Origin of the sequence: Sorangium sp. So ce385 (assembly GCF_051474135.1) — a bacterium.
Taxonomy (GTDB): domain Bacteria; phylum Myxococcota_A; class Polyangia; order Polyangiales; family Polyangiaceae; genus Sorangium; species Sorangium cellulosum_D.
On record NZ_CP150337.1, the window covers coordinates 1,568,785 to 1,591,534 of the forward strand.

11 protein-coding genes are annotated in these 22,750 nt (G+C 74.0%); 6 read left to right on the forward strand and 5 right to left on the reverse strand.

Annotated elements, in window-relative coordinates; all coding sequences use genetic code 11:
- The first annotated feature begins 27 nt into the window (after positions 1-27).
- Positions 28-735, forward strand: coding sequence for a tRNA (guanine(46)-N(7))-methyltransferase TrmB (trmB, locus tag WME83_RS05865; protein ID WP_437318265.1), 708 nt, complete (start codon positions 28-30; stop codon positions 733-735).
- Between the two features lie 75 nt (positions 736-810).
- Here trmB and WME83_RS05870 read toward each other — a convergent pair whose 3' ends face one another.
- Positions 811-1,713, reverse strand: coding sequence for a right-handed parallel beta-helix repeat-containing protein (locus WME83_RS05870; RefSeq protein ID WP_437318266.1), 903 nt, complete (start codon positions 1,711-1,713; stop codon positions 811-813).
- Between the two features lie 264 nt (positions 1,714-1,977).
- On the opposite strand from WME83_RS05870, the gene WME83_RS05875 reads away from it, so the two are divergent.
- Both WME83_RS05875 and WME83_RS05880 read left to right on the forward strand, forming a co-directional pair.
- Positions 1,978-3,594, forward strand: a complete 1,617-nt coding sequence (locus WME83_RS05875) for a spherulation-specific family 4 protein (protein WP_437318267.1) — start codon at positions 1,978-1,980, stop codon at positions 3,592-3,594.
- Between the two features lie 542 nt (positions 3,595-4,136).
- A complete protein-coding gene (locus tag WME83_RS05880; protein ID WP_437318268.1) occupies positions 4,137-4,904 on the forward strand; it encodes an MXAN_6577-like cysteine-rich protein in 768 nt (255 codons plus the stop codon).
- A gap of 57 nt (positions 4,905-4,961) precedes the next feature.
- Here the strand turns inward: WME83_RS05880 and WME83_RS05885 are convergent, their stop codons facing one another.
- Positions 4,962-6,299 (reverse strand): serine hydrolase domain-containing protein, encoded by a 1,338-nt coding sequence (locus WME83_RS05885; RefSeq protein WP_437318269.1) that lies wholly within the window; start codon positions 6,297-6,299, stop codon positions 4,962-4,964.
- A 58-nt stretch (positions 6,300-6,357) separates the two neighbouring features.
- Between WME83_RS05885 and WME83_RS05890 the strand changes: the two genes are divergently transcribed.
- The 3 genes from WME83_RS05890 (at position 6,358) to WME83_RS05900 (ending at position 9,918) form a co-directional block, all read left to right on the forward strand.
- On the forward strand, positions 6,358-7,008 hold the full coding sequence (locus WME83_RS05890) for a TetR/AcrR family transcriptional regulator (protein ID WP_437318270.1): 651 nt from the start codon (positions 6,358-6,360) through the stop codon (positions 7,006-7,008).
- A gap of 549 nt (positions 7,009-7,557) precedes the next feature.
- On the forward strand, positions 7,558-8,601 hold the full coding sequence (locus tag WME83_RS05895) for a DMT family transporter (protein ID WP_437318271.1): 1,044 nt from the start codon (positions 7,558-7,560) through the stop codon (positions 8,599-8,601).
- 210 nt (positions 8,602-8,811) lie between these two features.
- On the forward strand, positions 8,812-9,918 hold the full coding sequence (locus WME83_RS05900) for a response regulator (protein ID WP_437318272.1): 1,107 nt from the start codon (positions 8,812-8,814) through the stop codon (positions 9,916-9,918).
- Positions 9,919-10,116: 198 nt separating this feature from the next.
- Here WME83_RS05900 and WME83_RS05905 read toward each other — a convergent pair whose 3' ends face one another.
- The 3 genes from WME83_RS05905 to WME83_RS05915 form a co-directional block, all read right to left on the reverse strand.
- Positions 10,117-15,669: an AAA family ATPase gene (locus WME83_RS05905; protein WP_437318273.1), complete on the reverse strand. Its 5,553-nt coding sequence runs from the start codon at positions 15,667-15,669 to the stop codon at positions 10,117-10,119.
- Positions 15,670-15,938: 269 nt separating this feature from the next.
- Entirely contained in the window at positions 15,939-21,131 is a 5,193-nt protein-coding gene (locus WME83_RS05910) for a phosphorylase family protein (protein ID WP_437318274.1), read from the reverse strand.
- Positions 21,132-21,154: 23 nt separating this feature from the next.
- The gene (locus WME83_RS05915) at positions 21,155-22,639 is read right to left on the reverse strand and encodes an aryl-sulfate sulfotransferase (protein WP_437318275.1); all 1,485 of its coding nucleotides are present in this window, start codon (positions 22,637-22,639) and stop codon (positions 21,155-21,157) included.
- Between the last annotated feature and the right edge of the window lie 111 nt (positions 22,640-22,750).

The following is a 22,750-nucleotide window of genomic DNA, read 5'->3' on the forward strand; positions in this document are numbered from 1 at the left end:
CGGCATTTGGTAGAGCGCCGGGGCTCCATGGTCTTCCAGCCGCGCCCGAACCACCCCTACGCCGACGCGCCCCGCTTCCCCGACGGGGACGACGTCTCCATCGACGACCTGCTCCCGGGCACGGGCCCCGTCGAGATCGAGATCGGCCCCGGCCGCGGCGGCTTCCTGTTCGAGCGCGCGGCGGCGAGCCCCGCGTCGCGGCTGCTCGGGCTGGAGATCCGCCTGAAGTGGTCGGCGATCGTCGACGAGCGCCTGCGCAAAGGCGGCCTGGGCGGCCGGGTGCGGGCGCTCAACGCCGACGCGCGCGAGGCGCTCGGGCGGCTCCGGCCGGACGCGTCGATCGCGCGGTTCTTCCTGCACTTCCCGGATCCGTGGTGGAAGAAGCGCCACGAGAAGCGCCTGGTGATGGGCCCGGCGCTGCTCGACAGCCTCGCGCGCCTGCTGGTCGACGGCGGCGAGCTGTTCGTGCAGACCGACGTGGAGGAGCGCGCCGCGCTGTACGCCGAGCAGATCGGCGCGCACCCGGCGTTCGAGCCGGCGGGCGACGCGCCCGGCTCGCCGCACCTCGGCGAGAACCCCTACGGCGCCAGGAGCCCCCGCGAGCACCACGCCATCGCCGACGGGCTGCCGGTGAACCGCCTGCTCTACCGCAGGCGGCCGCGCGAGGCCGGGGCGGGGGCCGGGGCCGGGGCGGGGGCGGGGGCCGGGGACGGCGCGCCGGCAGACGGCGGATAAGCCCTCTCCGGCAGCGGTCGTCGCGGGCGATCCCCGCGTCGGGCGGGGTGAACAGGGCACGTCATCCTTCCCCCATCACGGGGCCGGGATCGGCGTGCCGTCGTCGAACGCGTTGTCCTCCCAGGTCGTGGGCGGGTCGCCGTTGTTCAGGACCGGGCTGCCCATCACGTCGCGATCGAAGCGGTTGCCGCGCACGTCGATGGTGCCGCCGCAGTCGAGGCGGAGCGTGTACCAGCTCCCGCCGCCGAGCAGCCGGTTGTGGCTCACCACCACGTCCGAGATGGGCCCGTTGTCGGGGCCGAAGAAGAGCGCGGCGTTCACGCCGCCGTCGTCGACCGGCGGCGCCGAGGGGTCGATCCAGTTGTGGCATATCACGATGTCCTGTCCGGCCATGACCTGGATGCCGTCGATATGCGATCCCGCGCCGCCGAGCAGCCCGTCGATGAGGTTGTGCTCGAGCACGACATGGCTGGCGCCGAAGATGAAGCCGTCGTCTCGGCCCTTGCCGTCGCCGGCGTGCAGGTGGTTGCGCCGCGCGACGCTGTGATCGGTGAGCAGCAGGCCGCCGGTGATGTCGCAGTCCTCGATGGTCAGGTGCGCGTCCTCGATCGTCGTGTAGACCGCGTAATACTCGTCGCCCACCAGGCGCGATCTCCGGATGGTCACGTTCGGGTGGTCCACGTAGAGCCGGCCCAAGAGCTCGACCGCATCGAACACCTGGCCCTCGCGCTCGGTGTGCATCGTGTCGGCGATCGGCGCGAGCGGCGGCGTGCCCGGCGGGACGCCGGTCGTCTCCGCCGTCGGCCACTCGCTCGGGGCCGGGGTGAGGCAGCCAGGGAGGAGCGCGCCGCCGCCGGACGCGCCCGCGCTCGCCGTCGCGCCACCCCCGGCGCCGTCCGCGCCGCCGGGCGCCCCCGCGCTCGAGGAGCACGCGGTCGAGGACAGCACGATGAGGACACCGCCGAAGAAGATCCGCATCGTCCGAGCGTACTACAGCTCAGGGCGGGCGTGGGTCTTTGCACTACTTCAAAGAACCCCGCCGGCGCCTCTTTTTCCCGGCGAAAACGCGAGCTCCGCCGCTCGCGACCGCCCCTGCGAGGGATCTGCCTCGCCATCGTCGCTTGACCGAGCAGCGTTTGCCGGTAGGCTGCCGCAGGCTCGATGTCTGGAGGCCTCCCCGGCACGCCTCGGGAGCTCCGGAATCATCCATTGTCGACTTTCTTGCTTGAAGAAGAGGCCGAGATGACCTGGAAGCACAGGAACCCCCCGGGCGCGGCGGCGGCCGCGCTCGCCGGAGCAGCGCTGCTGGCGCCGGCGCCCGCGGCGGCCGCGCCGAACGAGGCGGCCCACCAGCGCACGGCGATCCCGGCGTACTGGGGGCCGGACACCGCCGGCGGGGCCGAGATGTTCGCGCGGCTCGCGCAGAACGTCCCGACGAGCGACATCGTCGTCGTCAACGGCAGCGCGTCGAAGCCAGAGGCGCCGTTCCACGAGGCGTGGGCCGACGCGATCGCGAAGATCCATGACGCGGGCGCCCTCGCCATCGCGTACGTCGACACCGGCTACTACGGCTTCAGCTTCCCGCCGGTGGCGCCGCACGCCACCAGGCCCGACGGCCCCGGGGGCGGCGGCAGCTCGGTGGCCGACTGGACAGCGCAGATTCAACAGGACATCGACGACTGGTTCGCTCTCTACGGCGCGTACGGCGTCGACGGCATCTTCCTCGACCAGGTCACCGCGCAGTGCGGCACCGCGGCCGATCCCGACCTCCACGTGGACCTGTACGCGGCCGTCAGCGACTACATCAGCGACAACTACCCCGGGGCGTACATCATCCTCAATCCCGGCATGCCGGTGGAGCCGTGTTACGAGGATATCGCCGATACGATCGTTACGTTCGAGGGCAGCTACGCCACGTACATGGACGACGACGCGTTCCCGACCGCGCCATGGCAGCTCGAGAGCGCGAATCCCGAGAAGTTCTGGCACCTCGTCTACGACGTGCCGGACGCGGCGGCGATGGCCGCGGTCGTCGCGCGCAGCAAGCAGCAGAACGCCGGCTTCGTGTACGTCACCGACGACCAGCTCGTCCTCGACGCGAACGGGACCGCGCTCGGCCATCCCTGGGACACCCTCCCGGCCTACTGGGACGCCGAGCTGGTCGAGGCGGCCGGCGTCGACGACACCCTCGTGCCGGATCCGCCGGACGGCCTCGGCGCGACGGCCGTGTCGGGCACCTCGACGGCGCGCGCGACCCTGACGTGGAACAACCCCTGGGACAACGTCGCGACCGCGGGCTACGAGGTGTTCAAGGACGGTGTCTCGATCGGGACGACCTACGACAACCGGCTGACGGTGACCGGCCTGTTGCCGTCCACGAGCTACGGATTCCAGGTCAAGGCCTGGGACGCGGCGGGCAACGTGAGCGACCTCAGCGACGCGCTGACCGTGACCACGCCCGCGGCGGCCGCGGCGTCGATCCTGAGCCCGTCCTCGTGCCTGAGCGCCTCGGTCGCGCGGTACGAGGCCGCGTACGTGGATCCGTTCACCCATCACCGCGTGTTCATCGACAGCGACAACGACACGGCCACCGGCTATCACCTCCCTCCGGGGCAGCCCGCCGGCGTCGATCACATGATCGAGAACGGCGCGCTGTACCGGTACGTCGGCCCGGGCTGGGCGTGGATCCAGGTGAGCGGCGTCTCCCCGCTGGTCTCCACGACGGACGACGTCTACGTCTGGGAGGTGCCGGTCAGCGCGCTCGTCGGGGCGGCGACCACGCAGGTGGTGGTGTTCCAGGGGGGCTCGCCCGACGCCTACAGCGCGACGCTCACGGTCTCGCAGAGCACGGGCTGCTGATCCCTCGACGTCGCTCCCCGTCCGCGGGACACCTCCGCGGCTGCTCCTGAATCACCACGGGGCGGGGACCGCCCGCCGCGCGGCGGAGGCCGCTCGATCGCTGGTACCACCAGGCCCGCACGTCAGCGATCCAGGTACTGCCGAATCGCGCGAGGAGGCCAAGCCTGCGCTCGGAGCGGCGCACATCGCTGCATGTGCGCCTCCGACTCCGGTCGTCGACCGGTTCCGACGTGATGTCGCAAGCTGGGGTATGGCGCCTCTTCGCCGCGAGCACGGGTGGACCGGTCAGCCCGTGTCCTGGCTCATCTCTCCTGCGGAAACACCGTTGCATATGTCATGGGGGCTACTCGATGGCTCGAGCGGAGGGCCTCGGCCTGGGTGCGCTGTAGCTTCCCCAACAGATATCGTCGCTTCTCCGGACGGGAGATGAGAAAAGCTGAGCCGCGCGCGCGGCCCGCCGCAACAGCGGTACGTGGGAGTCGTGGTGACTCCCCAGAACAGAATCGAGCTTGAGCACTGCTCCACTTACATTGGAGGACGATATGCATCGTGCGCGCGTACGCATGGGGATCCTGGGTTGGATGGCGGGCGTGGTCGTCTGTTCGGTACCGGTGGTCGGGTGCGGCGGCGGCGAGAGCAGCCAGGCGACGAGCACCACGTCAGACGCCGCCTCGAGCACGAGCGGCGCCGCTGGAGGGGACGCCGGGAGCGGTGGAGACGTCCAGGGAGGCACCGGGGGGCTAGGCGGCGCGGGAGGGCAAGGAGGGAGCGGCGAGGGCGGCGCTGGCGGCGCCGGCGGCGCGGGGGGTCAGGGCGGGACCGGTGAGGGCGGCGCCGGCGGCGCGGGGGGCCAAGGAGGGAGCGGTGAGGGCGGCGTGGGCGGCGCCGGGGGGCAAGGCGGCCTCGGCGGCGCGGGCGGCGAAAGCGCATCGCCGTGCGCCCCGACCGAGACGTTCTGCGATCCCGTGTGCGTCGATACGCAATCCGACAACGCGAACTGCGGGGCCTGCGGCGCCACGTGCGCGGGGGGCTCGACCTGCCAGGCGGGCGCCTGCACTTGCCCGCTGACGGGGCAGACCTACTGCGATCCGCTCTGCACCAACACGAACCTCGATCAGTTCAATTGCGGGGCGTGCGGCAACGTGTGCGGCGGCGGCTCCTTCTGCACCGCCGGCGAGTGCACCTGCAATGCGGGGCTGGCGTACTGCGGCAGCCGCTGCGTGAACCTGAGCAACGATGAGGGCAACTGCGGAGCCTGCGGCACCGTCTGTCCCGACGGACAGATGTGCGTCACGGGTATTTGCCGGTAGCGGGCCGGTTCACCCCGACGGGGGCCGCGCCGCTCGGCAGCGGCGCGCGCCTCGGCGTCACGGCTGCGCCTGGCCGTAGACCGCGCGCCGCACGGCGTCCGGGAACTCGCCCGTCATGCCGGCCAGGGCCGTGTTGGTCAAGACGACCACCGTGAGCTTGGCGCTCGGGTCGACCCAGAAATTGCTGCCGTAGGCGCCGCCCCACTGCCACGTGCCGGCGGCGGACGGCATCGTGCCCGGGTCCGGCGCCTTCAGGACCGCGAACCCGAAGCCGAACCCCCATTTCCCGCCCGGCTGCTGCACCTCGAGGTCACCGGTCTGGTTCGAGGTCATGGCCTGGACCGTCGCGGGCCGCAGGATCTTCCCGCCGCCGGTGCGCACCGCCTCGAGGAACTTGAGGTAATCCTCCGCCGTGCCGACCATGCCGGCGCCGCCCGACGGGTACGAGCGCGGATCGAGGATGCGGGACGGCGAATACGTGATCTTGGCCGGCCCGAACGACACGATCTGCGGATCGGCCATCCGCGCCGGGCGCGCGCCCGCGTCGCCGTAGGGGACCGCGAGCCGGCCCGGGTCGGCGACCGTGAACGCGGCGTCCATCCCGAGCGGTCCGGTCACGAGCCGGCGCACCACGTCCGGGAGCGGGGCGCCGCCCGCCTTGGCCACGACGCCCCCGAGCACGTCGGTGGCCAGCGAGTAGTGCCACGCCTTGCCAGGCTCGAAGAGGAGCGGCGCCTTGGCGATCCGCGCGAGGTTCTCCTCGAGGGAGAGGCCGGGCTGATCGAGCCCGTTGGACACGCGCGCGCGGTGATAAGGCCCGTCCGGGGCCTCCATGAAGGTGTAATTGAGGCCCGCGGTGTGGGTGAGCAGGTGGCGCACCGTGATCGTCGCGGCCCGGCCGTCCGCGAGCCGCGGCGAGAACGAGGGGAGCCATTTCGTCACCGGATCGTCGAGCCCCAGCGTGCCCGCGTCCACGAGCGCGAGGGCCGCCGCCGACACGATCGGCTTGGTCATCGACGCGAGGCGAAACACGGTATCTTCGCGCACCGGCCGCTGCGCCTCCCGATCGGCGAAGCCGGCGGCGCGCCGGTAGACGACCTGGCCGTCGCGCGCGACGACGACGACCGCGCCCACGATCTGCCCCTGGGCCGTGGCCGCCTCGACCACCGCGTCGAGCCGGCGCTGGAGCGCATCGTCGCCCCGAGGAGCGGCCGCCACGGCCGGCGGCGCCGAAGGAGCGGCCGGCGCCGACGCCTCGGCCGGCGCCGAGGCCGCGGCCGGCGCCGAGGCCGCGGCCGGCGGCGCCGGGCTCGCGCACCCTGCCAGCGCGGCAGGCAGCAGCGAGAGCAACAGGCCCGAGGCGAGCACGACACCCGATGAACGGAAGAATTTCATAGTGAGCGCTATGTAAATTGGAGGAGCCTGCCCGTCAAGGCATTCTATAGTGATCGCTATGAAGAACGCGTCCCCCCGGGCGGCGCGCGGCCGGCCGCGCGCCTTCGATCGCGGTGTCGCCCTCGAGGCGGCGCTGCGCGTGTTCTGGCGGCACGGGTACGACGCGACGTCGCTCGCCGAGCTGACGGCCGCGATGAAGATCACGCCGCCGAGCCTGTATGCGGCGTTCGGCAGCAAGAGGGAGCTGTTCCTCGAGGCGGTGGCGCTGTATGCCGAGATGTACGGGGCGAGCGTCCCGCGAGCGCTGTCCGAGGAGCCGACCGCCCGCGCCGCGGTGTCGCGCGTGCTCCTGGAGTTCGCGGCGTTCTCGAGCGCGGCGGATCATCCGCTCGGGTGCCTCATGGTCCACGGGGCCGCCAACTGCACGCCGGGGTCCGCCGAGGTCGAGGCCGCGCTGCGCGAGCGCCGGGCGGCCAGCGAGGCCGCGCTCCGCCGGCGCATCGAGCAGGGGATCGCGGACGGCGACCTCCCCGCCGACACCGACGCGGCGGCGCTCGCCAAGTATTACGGCGCGGTGATCCAGGGCATGTCGGTGCAGGCGCGCGACGGCGCCTCGAGGGAAGAGCTGGAGCGCGTCGCGCAGGCCGCCCTCCGGGCGTGGCCGCGGCGACGGCGGGGCGCGGCGCCCGCGGCCCGCGCCGCCCGGTGAGCGCTCCTTCTGCGGTGAACCGGCGAGAAGAACGAAGATGCAGTCGATCGACCCAGAAATGAACCGCCAAGGACGCCGAGAACGCCAAGAGGAGAACAAGATCTTGGCGTCCTTGGCGGCTTGGCGGTTCGGATTTCTGCTCTTTCGAGCGGTTTCAACCCGTTTGTCGCTCTAGACGGCATGGGCTTCGTTTCCCCTCTGTGTCTCTCTTCATCATCCATCTCTTTGCCTTTTTGCGTCTTTGCGCCTTTGCGCCTTTGCGTTTTTTTTCTTCTCATGAACCGAACGCCTCCCGCTCGAAGCCACGCGCCCTGCGCCGCGCGCCTTGGCGGAAAGGTGCCGCTGCGACCACAAGGTGAGATGTGCTCCGCGTCAACGGGGCTTTCGCGACGGAATCTTCTGTCTCCCGGCGAAGCATTCATGGCATCCTCTCCAGCCTGGGGGAAGATGACCCGCGCCGCGGCAGGCCCGTCCCGCGCTGGATCCGGGGGCGGCTGAGCCAACCGCGCTGGCGGCATGGGCGCACCCTGCCAGGGAGCGAGCCAGTCCATGCCGACCAGCGATCCGTCCAAGCCACCTGGAGAGCGCCGCGCCTCGGCCGGCATCCACGCGGCGCTCTTCTTCGCGACATTCGCGTTCGCGTCGCTCTCGGTGGAGGGCAAGCTCGCGATGAGCCCGCCTCACGACGTCTCGCCCACCGCCCTGGCGATGGCGCGCTTCCTCGGCGGGGCGGTGGTCTTCGCCGGCGCGCACCTGTCGCTCCGGACGCCGCGCGTGGCGCGCCCCGCGGACGCGCTCCACCTCGCGGTGCTCGCCTTCTTCGGCGTCGTCTGCAACCAGGCGCTCTTCCTCGTCGGCCTGCGCATCACCTCGGCCGTGTCCGCCACCCTCCTCATCGCGATGATCCCGGTCTTCACCGCCGCCATCGCCGCCCTCACCGGCCGCGAGCCGTTCTCCCGCCGCGCCGGCGCCGGCACCGCGGTCGCGCTCTTCGGGGCCGCCATGCTCACCGGCTTCGCCCTCCCGCGGCTCGGCGACTCGTTCGCGCTCGTCTACGCCCTCTCGACCGCCATCTACGTCATCTACGCGAAATCGGCCCTCCAGCGCCTCGGGACGGTCACGGTCATGGCCTGGGTGTTCGGCTGGGGCACACTGATGTTCGCGCCGATCGGCGGCGTCGCCCTCGTCCGCGAGGCGCCCTCGTGGTCCTTGCCGGCGGCCCTCCTCGTCGCCTTCTGCGTCCTCGTGCCGACGGTCATGGCCTACGCGGTGAACGCCTGGGTGCTCCGCCGCGCCTCGCCGACGCTGGTGGCCATTTACGTCTTTCTCCGGCCGCCCCTGGCCGCGCTGCTCGCGTGGCTCCAGCTCGGTGAGGCCGTGTCGGCGCGCACCGCGGCCGCGGGGCTCGTGCTCCTCGCCGGGGTGACGATCGTGGCCACCGCGCCCAGCCCGCCCGCCGGCGCCGCGGCCCAGCCCGCGCCGCCGCCCCCCGACGGCGACGCGCTCGCCCGGTCGACCGGCCTCCCGCTCCTGGCCGCAAATGGCGGGGCCCCGAGCCGTCAGCCGGCCCGCAGCGGATCCATCAACGCATGAGCCGCCGAGCACCCGTGTCGCGCGCGCGACTCGCGCCCTCGTCGCGAGGGCGAGACTGCGGCCGGTGAGGCCCGTGATGTAAGGCGCTTGACAGCCGAAACCGGGTACGTGACGATGCGGCCGAGGTCAGCGACGAGGCTGATCGGATAACGCACTCACGCCGGGGGGGACGCGCGCGTTCCTGCGCAGGCGCTCAGGGGAGGTGGAGGGATGCGGGCTGAGCAGCCGCCGCCAGGGCTCGTGCTCATCGCAGACGACGTTCTCGTGAACCTCGAGGTGCTCTCAAGCACGCTGGAGTCCGCGGGGATCGAGGTCAGCGTCGCGACCGACGGTCCCATGGTGCTCGAGCGCCTGGAGTACGAGACTCCCGACCTCATCCTGCTCGACGTCACCATGCCGGGCATGACGGGCTTCGAGGTCTGCGAGCGGCTGAAGTCGAGCCCGGCGACCGCCGATATCCCCGTCATCTTCACCACCGCCCACGCCGAGATCGCGGACAAGCTGCGTGGGTTCCGCCTGGGCGCGGTCGACTACGTGACCAAGCCGTTCGAGCGCGACGAGCTCCTCGCGCGCGTGAGGACGCAGCTGTCGCTCCGGCGCGCCCTGACCGCGCTGGCCAGGAAGAACGCCGAGCTCGAGAACGAGATCGAGGTGCGCGCCGCCGCGCAGGCGGACCTCGCCCGGCTGACCGACGATCTCGAGCGCCGGGTGGAGGAGCGGACGCAGGCGCTCGCCCGCGCGGTGGCGGAGCTCGAGCGCGCCAAGGAGTCGCTCGAGGAGACGGTGGAGCGGCGCACCCGCGAGCTGCAGCGCGCGAACGAGCGGCTCGAGCGCGAGCTCGCCGAGCGGGCGTCGCTCGAGGAGGCCCGCTCGACGCTCCAGGCGCAGATCATCGCGGCGCAGGCGGCGAGGCTGGCCGAGCTGTCGACGCCCATCATCCCGATCAACGACCAGATCCTGGTCATGCCCCTCATCGGCGTGGTCGACGAGGAGCGCGCGCAAGGCATGGTCGACGCGGCGACGCTGGGGGTGAGCGCGCGCAGGGCGGCGGTCATGATCCTCGACATCACCGGCGTGTCGCGCGTCGACGCGCGCGTGTCCGAGACGCTGGTGCGGGCGGCTCGAGCGGTGCGCCTGCTCGGCGCGCGGGTCGTGATCACCGGCATCCGCCCGGAGGTCGCCCAGGAGCTGGTGGCGCTCGGCGCCGAGATGACGGGGATGGTGACGCAGAGCACGCTCCAGGACGGCATCGCGTACGCGATGAGCAAGACGCGCGCGCCGTCGCGGCGCGCGGCGGCGCCCGCGGCGCGCGAGTGACGCGGCGGCCTCCGGCGCGCGGGTGACGCGGCGGCCTCCGGCGCGCGAGTGACGCGGCGGCCTCCGGCGCGCGAGTGACGCGGCGGCCTCCGGCGCGCGAGTGACGCGGCGGCCTCCGGCGCGCGAGTGACGCGGCGGCCTCCGGCGCGCGGGTGACGCGGCGGCCTCCGGCGCGCGGTGCGACGGCGCGCGCGGCGCTCACCGGGGCGCGGCGCGGCTGTCGGACGGCGCCGCCGCGGGAGCGGGGCCGGCGGCGGCGCGGAGGAGCTCGCGCAGCCGGTTGACCTGAAAGCCCTTGGCCAGGCCGCGCAGCTCGTCGAGGAACGGGCGGAGGTGCGCGGCATCGCGCTCGAGCCGCTCGATCTCCAGGAGCAGGCCGCTCAGCCGGCCTCGGTTCACCAGGTCGAGCAGCCCGGCCAGCGTCTCCGCCGGCGGCAGCGCGCGCCCCGGCGCCTCGACCGCGGCGCGGCCGGGCCCCTCGTCGCCGGTCACCCGCGCCCAGCGCTCCGGCGCGGCGGCGGCCGGCGCGGCGCTCGCGTCGACGAGCGGCACCTCGAACTCGAAGACGCTGCCTTGCCCGGGCTGGCTCTCGACCCGGAGCGCGCCGCCCATCTGCTCCACGATCCGCCGCGAGATCGCGAGCCCGAGGCCCGTCCCCTCGACCGGCGCGCCCTCGGTCGGCGCCTGCTCGAACGGCTCGAAGATCCGCTCGAGGTGCTCGGGCGCGATGCCGGGGCCCGTGTCCTCCACGCGGAAGCGCACCGGCCGCGCGGCGCCCGCGCCCGAGCCCGGAGGGGCCTCGCCCGCCGTCACGCGCAGCACCACGCGGCCGCTCTCGGTGAACTTGATGGCGTTGCCCAGCAGGTTGAGCAGGACCTGCATGAGCCGCTTCTGGTCGGTGATCACGGTCCCGAGCGCGGCGCCCTCCTGCTCGAACAGGAACGTCAGGCTCTTGGCCTCGGCGCGCACCTGGCAGATGCCGAGCACCGCCTGCACGAACGAGGGGAAATGCACCTCGTCGGGCATCAGGGTCAGCTTGCCGGCCTCGATCTTGGCGAGATCGAGCACGTCGTTGATCAGCGTGAGCAGGTGCTCTCCGGAGGACTGGATGATCTCCACGGCGCGCAGGTGCCGGGGCGACAGCCCGTCCAGGCGCCCCAGGATCTGCGCGTAGCCCAGGATGCCGTTGAGCGGCGTGCGCAGCTCGTGGCTCATGCTCGCGAGGAAATCGCTCTTGGCGCGGCTCGCCGCGTCGGCCGCCTCCTTGGCCGCCTTGAGCTCGGCGGTGCGCTCCTCGACGAGCTGCTCCAGGCGGTGGTGCGAGCTCGAGAGCTCGCTGTAGAGGGCGGCGTTCTCCACGGCGGTCGCCGCCTGCGCGGCCAGGAGCGAGACCACCTGGACGCGCGCCTCGGGGAAGGCGCCCGAGACGCCGGCGTGCTCCAGCACCATCACGCCGAGCAGCCGCCCCTGGTGGAGCAGCGGCACGAGCAGCAGCGAGGCGGGGCCGCGGCGCTCGAGGTACGGGTCGTCGTCGAAGCGCCCGTCGCCGCCGTCGCGCCCGAGCACGAGCGGCTCGCGGCTGCGCGCCACGTAGCGCACGACCTTGGCGGGCAGGAGCGCCGAGCTCAGGGCCGGCTCGTCGGGGTGGAGCGTGATCCGCTCGGGATCGACGGTGAGCTCCGCGCGGACGACGAGGCGCTCGCCGCGCGAGAGCACCAGCACGGCCCGCTCGGCGCCGGCGTTCTCGGCGAGGAGCCGCATCATGCGCGCGATGAGCGAGTCCGGGTCGCGGTCGCTGGCCAGGGCCTGGGCGGCCTTGAGCAGCGAGACCACGTCGATTTGGCGGCTCGCGGGGCCCGTCGCGGTCGTCGCGGCGCGCGCCCCGGCCGGGTGCGCCGCGGCGCACGCCGGCTCGTCGCGGGCCGCCTCGGCCGCCGGGAAGACCTCGGGGTGCCGGCGGCGCAGGGTCGCCGCGGCGCCGGCGGCCTCCCAGCGCAGGTAGGCGCCGTGCGCGTCGCGCAGGTAGGCGCGCGCCATCCGGCCGCGGCCGCGGCCGAGCAGGTGCTCGCCCGCGAGGCGCAGGCCGAGGGCCTCGCCGCTGACGAAGCCCTGCCGGTGGGCGTGCTCGATGGCCTCGTCGTAGAGGCGCTCGGCGTCCTCGTGCCGCCCCGCGGCCTGCGCCTCGCGGGCCTCGGTGAGCAGGAGGGCGTGGCGGAAGGTCGCCGGGTTGAACGCCGAGAGCCGGGCGAGCCGCGCGCGCTGGGCGGCGAAGGCGGCGCGGGCGCCGCGGTCCTCGTCGTCGGCGCCCGGCGCCGCGGCGGGCGGCGGCGCGGCGCCGAGGATCGTCACGATCTCGAGGGCCCAGAGGGCCGGCGGGTTGCACCAGCCGGCCGTCCACGCGGCGCTCGCCTCCGCGGCGAGCCGCAGCGCCTCGCGATCCTCGCCGAGGTGCACGGCGGCGAACGCGGCGGCGCCGAGCACGATGACCCGCAGCATCGGCGAGCCGGCCGGGAGCGCGGCGATGCGGCGGATCGCCGCGCCCGCGTCGCCCTCGCCCGCCTGGGCGAGCAGGTCGTGGGCGGCGCGGCACGCCGGGGCGCTCTGGCCGGCGATGAGGTCCCTCCAGGGCCTCGCGGGGATCGGACAGCTCGACAGCCGCGCCCCCGCGGCCATCCGCGCGGCGGGGAGGATGACCTGGCCGACCTCGCTGTGGGTGATGGCCCCCTCGCGGGCGCCGAGCTCGGGCACGTCGCGCCAGCGCTCGTGGACGGCGGCGAGGTCCGGGTGGACGAGCTGGGCGGCCAGGCTTCCGGTGTGGAGGGCCCCGGCGAGGAGCAGGCCTTGCGCGGATTGCGCGGCGTACACGAGCTCGACGCACCGGGCGCCGAGGGGCAGGTCCTGGAGCACGCCGGTGAACACGACCGCGCTCATGCTCAGCCCGTAGGCCGCGCGCGGATAGAGCCCGTGCAGGAGGGCGATCTCGGGCATCGCGAAGATCAGGCTCGCCGCGAGGGGCGGCTCGCTGAGCGCCGCCGCCGTGATGGAGGCGCCGATCAGCTCGCCGGCCACGCGGGCGACCGGATCGGCGCAGCGGGGCAGGGCGCGGAACGACGCCGGGCTCATCGCCGCGATGAGGGGGGCGATGCGCGCGGCCTGGGCGGCGAAGAACGCGGCCAGCGCCTCGGGCTCGCGCGGGAACGACCAGCCGAGCTCCGCGAGCGCGGCGAGCCCGACGCCGAGGCCCTCGGGGTAGCGCCCGGCGACCGTGAGCAACGGCACCTGCGCGAGCGCCACGCGGCCGCGCGCGACCGCGTCCGTGGCGTGCTCCCGGCACGCGGCGAACAGCCGCTCGCCCTCCTCGGGCTGCCCGGCGAGCCACTCGGTCTCCGCGAGCGCGAGCAGGATCTCGAAGCGGAGATCGTGGGCGTCTTCCTCGGACGGCGCCGCGCCGCCGCCCAGCAGATCGCGGCCCGCCCGCAGGAACCGCGCCGCCTCGGCGTAAGCCGAGGCCGCCTTCGCCCGCAGCCCGCCGGCGAGGCAGCGGTCCGCCACCCGCCGCCGCTCGGCCGGCGCGCTCAGGCGCTCCGCGGCCCGCAGGTAGTGGTCGAGGAGCGCGAACAGCTCGGCGTCCCCGCTGCCCTCGGACCAGCGCCGATCGAGCTCGCGCGCGAGCGCGAGGTGGAGGTCGAGGCGCTCGCCGTGCCCGAGCTGCTCGTACGCGGCCTGCTGCACCCGGTCGTGCGCGAACGCGTACGCCTCGCCCTCGCCCTCGCCCGCGGCCACGAGCAGCCCCTCGTGGAGCAGCGCCTCGGCCGCCCTCCGCAGCGCCGCGGCCGGGAGCCCCGCGGCGGCGCTCACCAGGGAGGCCTCGAAGCCCGCCCCCACGCACGCCCCCGCGGCCAGCGTCCGCCGGAGCTGCTCGGGCAGGCGGCCCATCTTCGCCGTCAAGAGCGCCACGACGTTGTCGGTCACCGCGACCCGCTCGATGCGCTCCGCCTCCCACCGCCACGCGCCCGTGGCGAGATCGCGGGAGAGCAGCCCCTGCTCGTGCAGCGCCCGCAGGAGCTGCTCGACGAACAGCGGGCTGCCGTCGGTCTTCGCCCGCACGATCGAGCAGAGGGCCTGCGCCTCGTCGCCGGCGCCGGGCAGCATGTCGGAGACCATCCCGGCGAGCGCCTCGCCGTCGAGCGGCCCGAGCGCGTGCACCTCGGCGCGCCGCCCGCTCGCCCGGATCGCCTCGATCAGCGCGCGCAGCGGGTGCGCCTCGCCCACCTCGCCGTCGCGGCAGGCGCCGAGCAGGAGGAGGTGCTCGATCTCCGGGTCGGTCGCGATCGCCTCGAGCAGGGCGAGCGACGGCGCGTCGGCCCACTGGAGGTCGTCGATGAACAGCACGAGCGGGGGCTCGGCGCGCGCCGTCGCCCGGACGAAGCGCTGCACGGCGCGCTGGAAGCGGTGCTTCGCGTCGGCCGGGCTCACCTCGAGGAGCGGCGGGGGCTCGCCGAGGATGCGCGCGAGCTCCGGCGCCATGTCGACGAGGACGCGCGCGCTCTCGCCGAGCGCGGCGCGGCAGGTCGCGGCCCAGCCCTCGAGCGCCTCCGCGCTGTCCGAGAGCCTGCGGCGGGCGATGGCGCGGAAGGCCTGCGCGAGCGCCGCGCAGGGGGCGCCGCGCTGGAGCGCGTCGAACTTGCCGGGCGCGAACAGGCCGCCGGCGAGGCGCGCCTCCTCGCGCAGCGCGCCGGCGAGCGCCGATTTGCCGACGCCGGACGGCCCGGAGAGCAGCGCGAGCTCGGTCTCGCCCCCCCGCGCGCGCGCGAGGGCCTCCCGGAGCGCCCGCTGCTCCCGCTCCCGGCCGACGAGCCGCGACGGCCTGCGGAGGCGGTCCTCCCAGTCGCGCGCGCCGAGCGCGAACGGCCGGATCGCGCCCGTCGCGCGGAGCTCCTCGAGGGCGCGTTCCAGGTCGTGCGCCGCGCCGTCGCCGGTCTGGTAGCGCTGCTCCGGGCTCTTCTCCAGGAGCCGCATGACGACGGCGCTGACCGCCTCGGGGATCCGGAGCGCCGGCGCGCGCTCGTGCGGCGGCGGCGGCCTCCGGGCGATGTGCGCGTGGATCAGCGACAGCTCGTCGGTCTGCTCGAAGGGCAGCTTGCCCGTGAGCATCTGGTAGAGCGTGCAGCCCAGCGCGTAGAGGTCCGCGCGCGCGTCGGGGGCGCGCTTCATGCGGCCGGTCTGCTCGGGCGCCACGTAGGCGAGCGTCCCGACGGCCGCGCCGTCCGCCTCGGCGGCGTCGCCGGCCGCCGCCCGCCGCGCGGCCAGGCCGAAGTCGATGAGCCGGACCTCGGTGCGCTCGGCGTCGACGAGGACGTTCTGCGGCGTGACGTCGCGGTGGAGGACGCCCCGGCGGTGCAGCTGCCCGAGCACGCGCGCGAGCGACGCGCCGAGGCGCAGCGCGGCCTCGACCGGCAGGGGCCCGCGGGCGAGGGCGAGGTCGAGGGAGCCGTCCCCCCAGCGCTCGAGCACGAGGGCCACCCCGGCGCCGTAGGGCACGAGGTCGAGGGCGCGGGCGGTCCCGGGGAGGCCGAGCTCGCGGAGCAGCGCGTATTCGCCGCGGAGCCGCGCCACGACCCGATCGTCCGGCAGCTCGTGGCGCGGGATCTTCAGCACGACGTCGGCCCGGCTGGTCAGGTCGACGCCCGCGACGACCCGCGTCTCCGCGCCGGCGTACAGCACCTTCCCGAGCCGGTAGTCCATCGGCATCGGTTCATCTTCGCCGAAGTCCTGCGCGGCGTGTCGCTTTCCTGCGGCGCCGCGCCGCGGCGAGCGCAGGCGGCTGGCGGAGCGCTGCTGTAGGTGGTTATCCACGGTCCAGCTTGTCTCCACGGGTCCAGACCGGTGACCGGATGGAGGAGGGGAGACGGCCCTTCGAACGTGGTGTGAACCGGTTAAGTCGCCGCCTCGAGCGGGGCAGCTGCGATGCAGCAGCGGGCCGCGCGATCCGATGTTCGCAGAGGCGCGCGCCGGCGCGTTCACCGCCCCGGGGGCGAGCCCGTGCGCCGCTCGCCGGGCGCGTCGCGCCCCCCGGGGGCGGCGAGGTGCGGCGGGAGGAGGAGCGGCTCGCCGTCGGGGACGCGCTGGAGCGAGGGGAGGAGCGCGTCGAGCTCGCCCGGCTCGAACCGGCAGAGGCCGATCGCGTACCAGAACGACCCGGCGAGCGCGCCGCCGAACCTGTAGCGGCGGCCGTCGGGCGTGAATGCCGCCCAGCCCTCGGCGCGCGAGAGGAGCACCGCGCGGCAGGCGCCTGTCGCCACGTCCCAGAGCCGGACGGTCCCGTCGTCCGAGGCGCTCGCGAGCCCGGCGTCGTCCGGGCTGAAGACGATCCCCTGGACGGCGTTCGCATGGCCGAGGAGGACGCGGCGCTCGGCCCCGGTGAGCGCGTCCCAGAGGCGGACCGTGCAGTCCTCGGCGCCCGAGGCCAGCGAGGTGCCACCCGGGCTGAAGGCGACGCTGGACACGGCCGCCGTGTGGCGTCGAAGGACGAGCCGCTCGTCGCCCGTGGCCACGTCCCACAGCTGGACGGCGCCGTCTCCCACGCCTGCCGCCAGCGAGGCGCTCTCCGGGTCGAAGGCGACGCTCGCGACATGCGCCGAACGGCATTTCAGCACGTGGCGCACGGCCCCCGCGCTCACGTCCCACAGCAGGACCGTCCCGTCGTCGGCCCCCGACGCCAGCGACATCCCGTCCGGACTGAAGGCGATGCTCCGGACCGCCGACGAGTGGCCTTTCAGGACGCCATGCTGGAGGCCTCTGGCCACGTTCCATAGCCGGACGGTGCTGTCTTTCGACCCCCAGGCCAGGAAGGCGCCGTCAGGGCTGAAGGTGACGGTGCTCGCCGACAGCGGGGAGTCCTTCATGACGATGCGCTGTCCGGTCCGGGTCTTCACATCCCACAGCCGCACGGCGCCGTCCGCATAGGCGCCGGCGAGCGAGGCCCCATCCGGGCTGAAGGCGATGCTCCTCACGGGGCCTACGTGCCCTTCGAGGGCGCCGCGCGCCGCCATCAGGCCAGCGTCCCAGAGGCGAATGACGCCCTCCTCCGAGGCCGCCGCGAGCGAGGCGCCATCGGGGCTGAAGGCGACGCTCCCGACGGACGGCGCGTTGCCACGAAGGACACGGCGCCTGGCGCCCGTGGCCACATCCCACAACACGACACCGCTGTCCGCGGAGCCCGAGACCACGGTGGCGCCATCGGGGCTGAAGGCGACGCTCCTGAGCGCGGCCGTATGGCCCCTCAGGACGTCGCGCTGCGTCCCGGTGGCCACGTCCCAAAGCCGGACGACGTTGTCGTTGCCGGCCGACGCGAGGACGCCGCCGCCGGCGTCGAAGACGACGCTCGTCACGGAGGCCTCGTGGCCCATCAGGACGCGGGGATCTGCCCCCGAGCTCACGTCCCACAACCAGACGGTGCTGTCGTGGGCGCCCGCGGCCAGCGTGGTGCCATCCGGGCTGAACGCGACGCTCCTGGCGATGGTCGCGTGATCCCTCAGCGCGCGGCGCTCGGTGGCCCGGGCCACGTCCCAGAGCCGGATGGTCCGGTCGTCGGAAGCCGAGGCCACCGTGGCACCATCCGGGCTGAAGGCGACGCCTCTGATGATGGCCGTATGACCCCTCAGGAGCCGGGGCTCGGCCGCGGCGGCCACGACCCAGAGCCGGACCGTCCTGTCGTTGCTGACCGAGGCCAGCGTGGCGCCATCCGGGCTGAACGCGACGCTGGTGACCGTGGCCGCGTGGCCTCGCAGGACGCGGAGCTCGCGGCCCGTGGGCACGTCCCAGAGCCGGATGGTCGTGTCGCTGCTGCACGAGGCCAGCGTGGCGCGATCGGGGCTGAACGCGATGCTCCTGACGGAGCCGACATGCCCGGTCAGCGCGCGGCGCGGCTCCCCGGTGGCCACGTCCCACAGCCACACCTGTCCGTTCCAGTGCGCAGAGGCGAGGAGCTGCCCGTCGAGGCTCACCGCCACCGCCATGCACGGCGACGCGGCCGCGGCCGTGACGACATCGGCGTCGGCGGCGCCGGGCGCCGCGCTCCCGAACGTGTCCAGGCCGGCGAGCGCGCCCTCGTCGAGCCGCGCGCCGACGAGCTGGGCGTAGCGGAGCCGGGCCGACGCGAGCCGCGCGCCGCGCAGGTCGGCGCGGAGGAGCCGGGCGGACGACGCGTCGGCGCCCTCCAGGTCCGCCCCCGCGAGCCGCGCCCCGGAGAGGTCCGCGCGCGAAAGCGCGGCCCCGGCGAGCGACGCGCCGCCGAGGTCGGTCTCGATCAGCATCGCTTCCCGCAGATCCGCGCCGCGGAGGTCCGCGCCCCGGAGGTTCCGGCGCGAGAGGTCCTTGCCGCGCAGGTCCTGGCCGGCGAGGTTCACCCGCTCCTCGGCCTCCACGTTCAGCCGCTTCAGCACGCCGATGGCGTTCCGCTTGGCGATCTCGCCCGACGTGCCGCTGAGCGCCCGCCTCGCCCAGGCCACGCTCGCCTCGCGATCGGCCATCGCCGTGAAGAGCTCGACCATCAGGTCGGACATCTCGCGCCAGCCGAGCACCGTGGCCTCGCCGCCACGGCCGAGCTCTGCCGCCGCCTCCCGCGCGACGAGCCACTCGAGCACCGAGGCGTGGAGGAACGAGAAATTGCCCTCCGGATCGCGCACCAGCAGCGTGCCGGAGCCGACCGCGTGGACCGCCTCCTCGAGGTCGATCTGCCGCGTGCTCAGGTCGGCGATCGCCTTCGCCACCTCGGCGGGGAGCTCGTCCACGTGGACGCTCGGCTCCATCTTGGACCAGAGCCGGAGCGCGAGCGTCGTCACGGCCTTCCATCGATCCTCGGCGACCAGGGACGCCGCCGCGCCCCGCACGTGGACGCGCGCGTCCTCGCTCCGGAACCACCGGTCGATCAGGCTCTGGTACAGCCCGGCGGCGGTGATCTTCCCGGTCCGGTCGCGCGCCTCGAGGAGCTCTCGCTCGGGGATCTCGGAGATGAAGCCGAGCAGGCGCGGGTTCTCGGACAGGCGCAGGAGGTCCTTCACGTCGTCGAGCAGCCGCACCCGGGCGTCGGCGGCCTCCCTGCTGCCGAGCAGATTGACGAGGAACTGGCGCACCTGGACCGGCGAGAACGTCGTCAGCGTGGCGATCCGGTGGCCGGGGATCCGCTCCGCCTGCTCGCCGAGCTTGGTCCGGATCTGGTCGTCCGAATAGAAGTGCTGCGTCCGGCTGGTGAGCACGACCTTGGCCTTGCCCTGCGCCGCCTGGATCAGCGTGTCGAAGTGGTCGGCGGCGCGGCTGTAGCGCACGCGGAGCGCCAGCTCGTCGAAGCCGTCGAAGAGGAGCGCGATCAGGCCCTCGGCGAGCATGTACCGGAAGCTCGGCAGATCGAACCGCTCCATGCCCGAGAGCGCGAGGTGGTTGGCGACCAGCGCGTCGAGCGAGTGCGCCTTCTCGAGCGATCGCATCTCGATGAGCACCGGGTACGGCGGCCCCTCCCGCGCCCCGAGGCGGCGCGCCAGCTCGTGGAGCAAGAAGGTCTTTCCGGTCCCGAAATCGCCGAGGATCAGGACGAACCGGGCCGCGGGGGAGGCGAGCAGGTCGTCGATCGCCTCCAGCGCGTGGTCGACCTCCTGCCTCGGGCCGCCGGCGGCGGCCAGCGTCGCGCGCTGGGGGACATAGAGCCTCGGCGGGTAGATCGGATCGCGCTCCAGCCGGTGGATCAGCCGCTCGACGTAGGGCCCGAAGTGGATCAGGCCCTGGTACTCGGCGATGCTGGCCAGCCAGACGCCCTTGCGGTGCGCCTCCCGCACCAGCGCCTCGGGCGCCGGCGGGCCGTCGTAGACGAGCTGAGAGAACGTCCCGGCGCTGCGCCGCTGGGCGCGCGCGTGCACCTGGGTCCGGAAGAGCTCGATCGCGGCGGGGGTGACGGGGCCCGCCACGGCGCCCACGGCGAAGGCCAGCGCCGGCCCCAGGAGCGCCGGTCCCAGCGGCTCGGCCGTGACCACCTCGGCGACCGCATGGAACGGGGGCGGGGCCTCCCTCCAGGCGATCGTGACGCGCTTGCCGCGCGCCTCCTCGCGCATCCGGCAGATGCGCACGACGTGATCGAGGAGGTCCTCGTCGCGCTCGTCGCGCTCGTCGTCCCCCGCGCGGCCGCGCTCGCGGCGCTCGCCGCGGTCGCCGTGGTCGCGCGCCCGCGGGCCCCGGTCGGCCGCGGCGGGGCGATCCGTCGCGCTCGCGCGGCTCGCCCGCATCCGCTCGAGCACCGCGCGGGCGTAGGCCGCCGCGACGATGGCCGCGTACATCTGCCATGCGTCGCCCTTCTGCTCATCGCAGTAGTCGCAGATGCCGCGCACCACCAGATACCCCACGTCGTGCTGCCACGCGGCGTCGGCGAGCCCCGAGCCCTCCATCTCCACGGCCTTGATGCCGAGCTCGTCGCGGAGCTGGTCGCGGCGGCGCGCGTCCTTGAGCAGCGTGTTGCCCGACCCGATCGGCCCCTGGAAGACGCGCGGCTGCCCCTTCTTGCGCTGCGGATCCGCCGGGTGCGGGCGGACCTTCGACGGGTCGAGCGGATCGCGCAGCACGTCTTCCGCGTCGGGAGGCCGCTTTGCGCCGACGAGCCTGCGCCCGCGGTCGATCAGCTTCACCCACGGCGCCTTCCGCTCGTAGGCCAGGACCTCGAGCGCGTCGACGCCCTCGAGGAGCCACGCGCCCGGCGCCCTCGGCGAGGGGCGGGGGGTCTTGCCGCGGGCGGTCTCCTTGTCGAAGTCGTATTGCACCACCCCGCGCCGATCGACGACGACGACGTCGCCGAGGCGCACGTGCTCGGCGGGCCTGTCCGGGTGCGGCACCCCGCCGGCGATCCCGACCATCACCACGCTGCGGATCTGCGGGAAGTGCTCGAGCATCTGCGTCACCCGGACCGACGCGAGGTTGTTGCCCATGCCCGTGCTCACCAGCGCGACCGCGTGCGCGCCGCCGCCCTTCGCCGGGACCTCCCCGAGCACGTAGTCCCGGCCCGCGCCTTCGCCCCCGGCCGAGTGCTCGACGGGGCCGTCCAGCATCGCCTTCGCCGCCGCGAGCTCCTTGGGGAGGGCCGTGACGAGCCCCACCGTCACGCGGTCGCGCAGCGCTCGGGCGCGTTCGTCGGGCGCGGGCCCCGGCGCCGGACGAGGCTTCAAGGACGCCATCGCGCCCTTCTATCACGGCCGGCTCAGGGGCGCGTCGCGCCGCTCCCCGCGGCGGGCGCGACGCAGAAGTCGCCCTCGGCGGCATAGCCCTGGTCGCCCTGGAGCTCCACCACCCGGTCCCGGCCGAGGGGCGCCGCGCCCGGGACGCGGAAGGTGGCGACGTCGAGCCGCGGCACCGGCTTCTGCCGGGGCGCGGGCAGCTGGGGCACCCACGTGTACGGCGCGCGGTAGGCGCGGTAAACCAGGTTGAGGCTGAGCGGCGGTTTGCGCCAGTAAGGGCTGATGTACTCCCAGACGATCTCGTGCCCCGGGGTGACCTCGAAGATGCGGCCGTCGGAGCCCTCGGTGATCAGCGTGTTGCCGTTGGGCAGCCGCTGGGCGCTGCTGATGAAGGGGCTGTAGAAGCGCGACGCGTCGAGGGGCATCACGAAGCCCGCTTCCCTGGGCGTGTACTGCCACCGGATCTCCAGCGTGGTGGGGTCGATCTCGAGCACCCGCGAGTGGTCGCGCAGGGCGGTCTTGAGGCCCTTCGGCGCGCCGGGGCTCGGGGCGCCGTAGCCGGCCCATCCGCCGTTGTCGAAGACGAGGAGGTTGCCCTCGCCGGGCAGCCCGCGCGGGATGAGGTGGGCGTGGTGCTGGCCGATGATCCAGCCGAGGCGGCGCTCGGCGTCGCTGCCGTCGTACCGCGGGCCGAGCTTCCACACGATCCGCCCCGTCTTCTTGTCGACGATCGCGATGAGGTTCGCCTCGCGCGCGTCCCAGATCAGGTTGTCCGGGTGGAACCGCTCGTCGCCCGCGTCGTACCACCGGTTCGGCCCGAGCAGCGACATCGAGTTGATGTGCAGCCAGTCGCCGACCCCTCCGGCCGCGGCGCTCGCGCCGATGGCGCCCGCGCCGGGCGCGCGCAGGTTTGGATCGCGGCGCAGGGCGGCGCGCGCCGCCTCGTCGAAGCCCAGCTCCTCGATGTGCTCGTGGGCGCGCCACTGCCAGACGATGTTCCCCTTCCAGTCCACCTCGACGATCTTGTCGTCGAGCAGCGGGTGCTCGGAGATCGCGTAATTCTGCACGTTCTCGTGCACGAGCAGGAACGTGCTCCCCCGATCGAGCAGCGGCTCCTGGCCGGGCGCGTAATACCCGACCGGATTGCCTTGCCGCTGGAAATCGTGGTGCTGGCGCGCGAACCAGCGGGGCGCCTCGCCGGGATCGTGGATGTGCTCGAGGCGGTCGAAGCGCCACACCACGTTGCCTTCCCAGTCGACCTGCACGAGGTCGATCTGGTCCTGCGTGCCGTGCTTCGGGTTGCGCTCGCCGGTGCTGCCGAACACCTGTCCCCCGGGCAGGAGCTTGTTGGGGAACCCGTGCAGCCCTTTCCAGAGCTGCACCTCGCGACCGTTCATGTCGATGAGGAGCGCGCCGAGGCCCGCGGCCTGGAAGATCGTGTAGCCGTTCCAGCTTCGTTCGGGGTCATAGAGGGTGACCCCGGTGGGGTAGATGGTCGGATGGCCCATGCTTCGCGTCTCCCGGCTCTCGGTGGAGGCAATGGCGGCGTGGCGGCTGGCATGGGCGTGCACGCGGCGTACCAGGGCCAGAAGCCGCGCGCGAGGGCTCGGGGCCGAGCG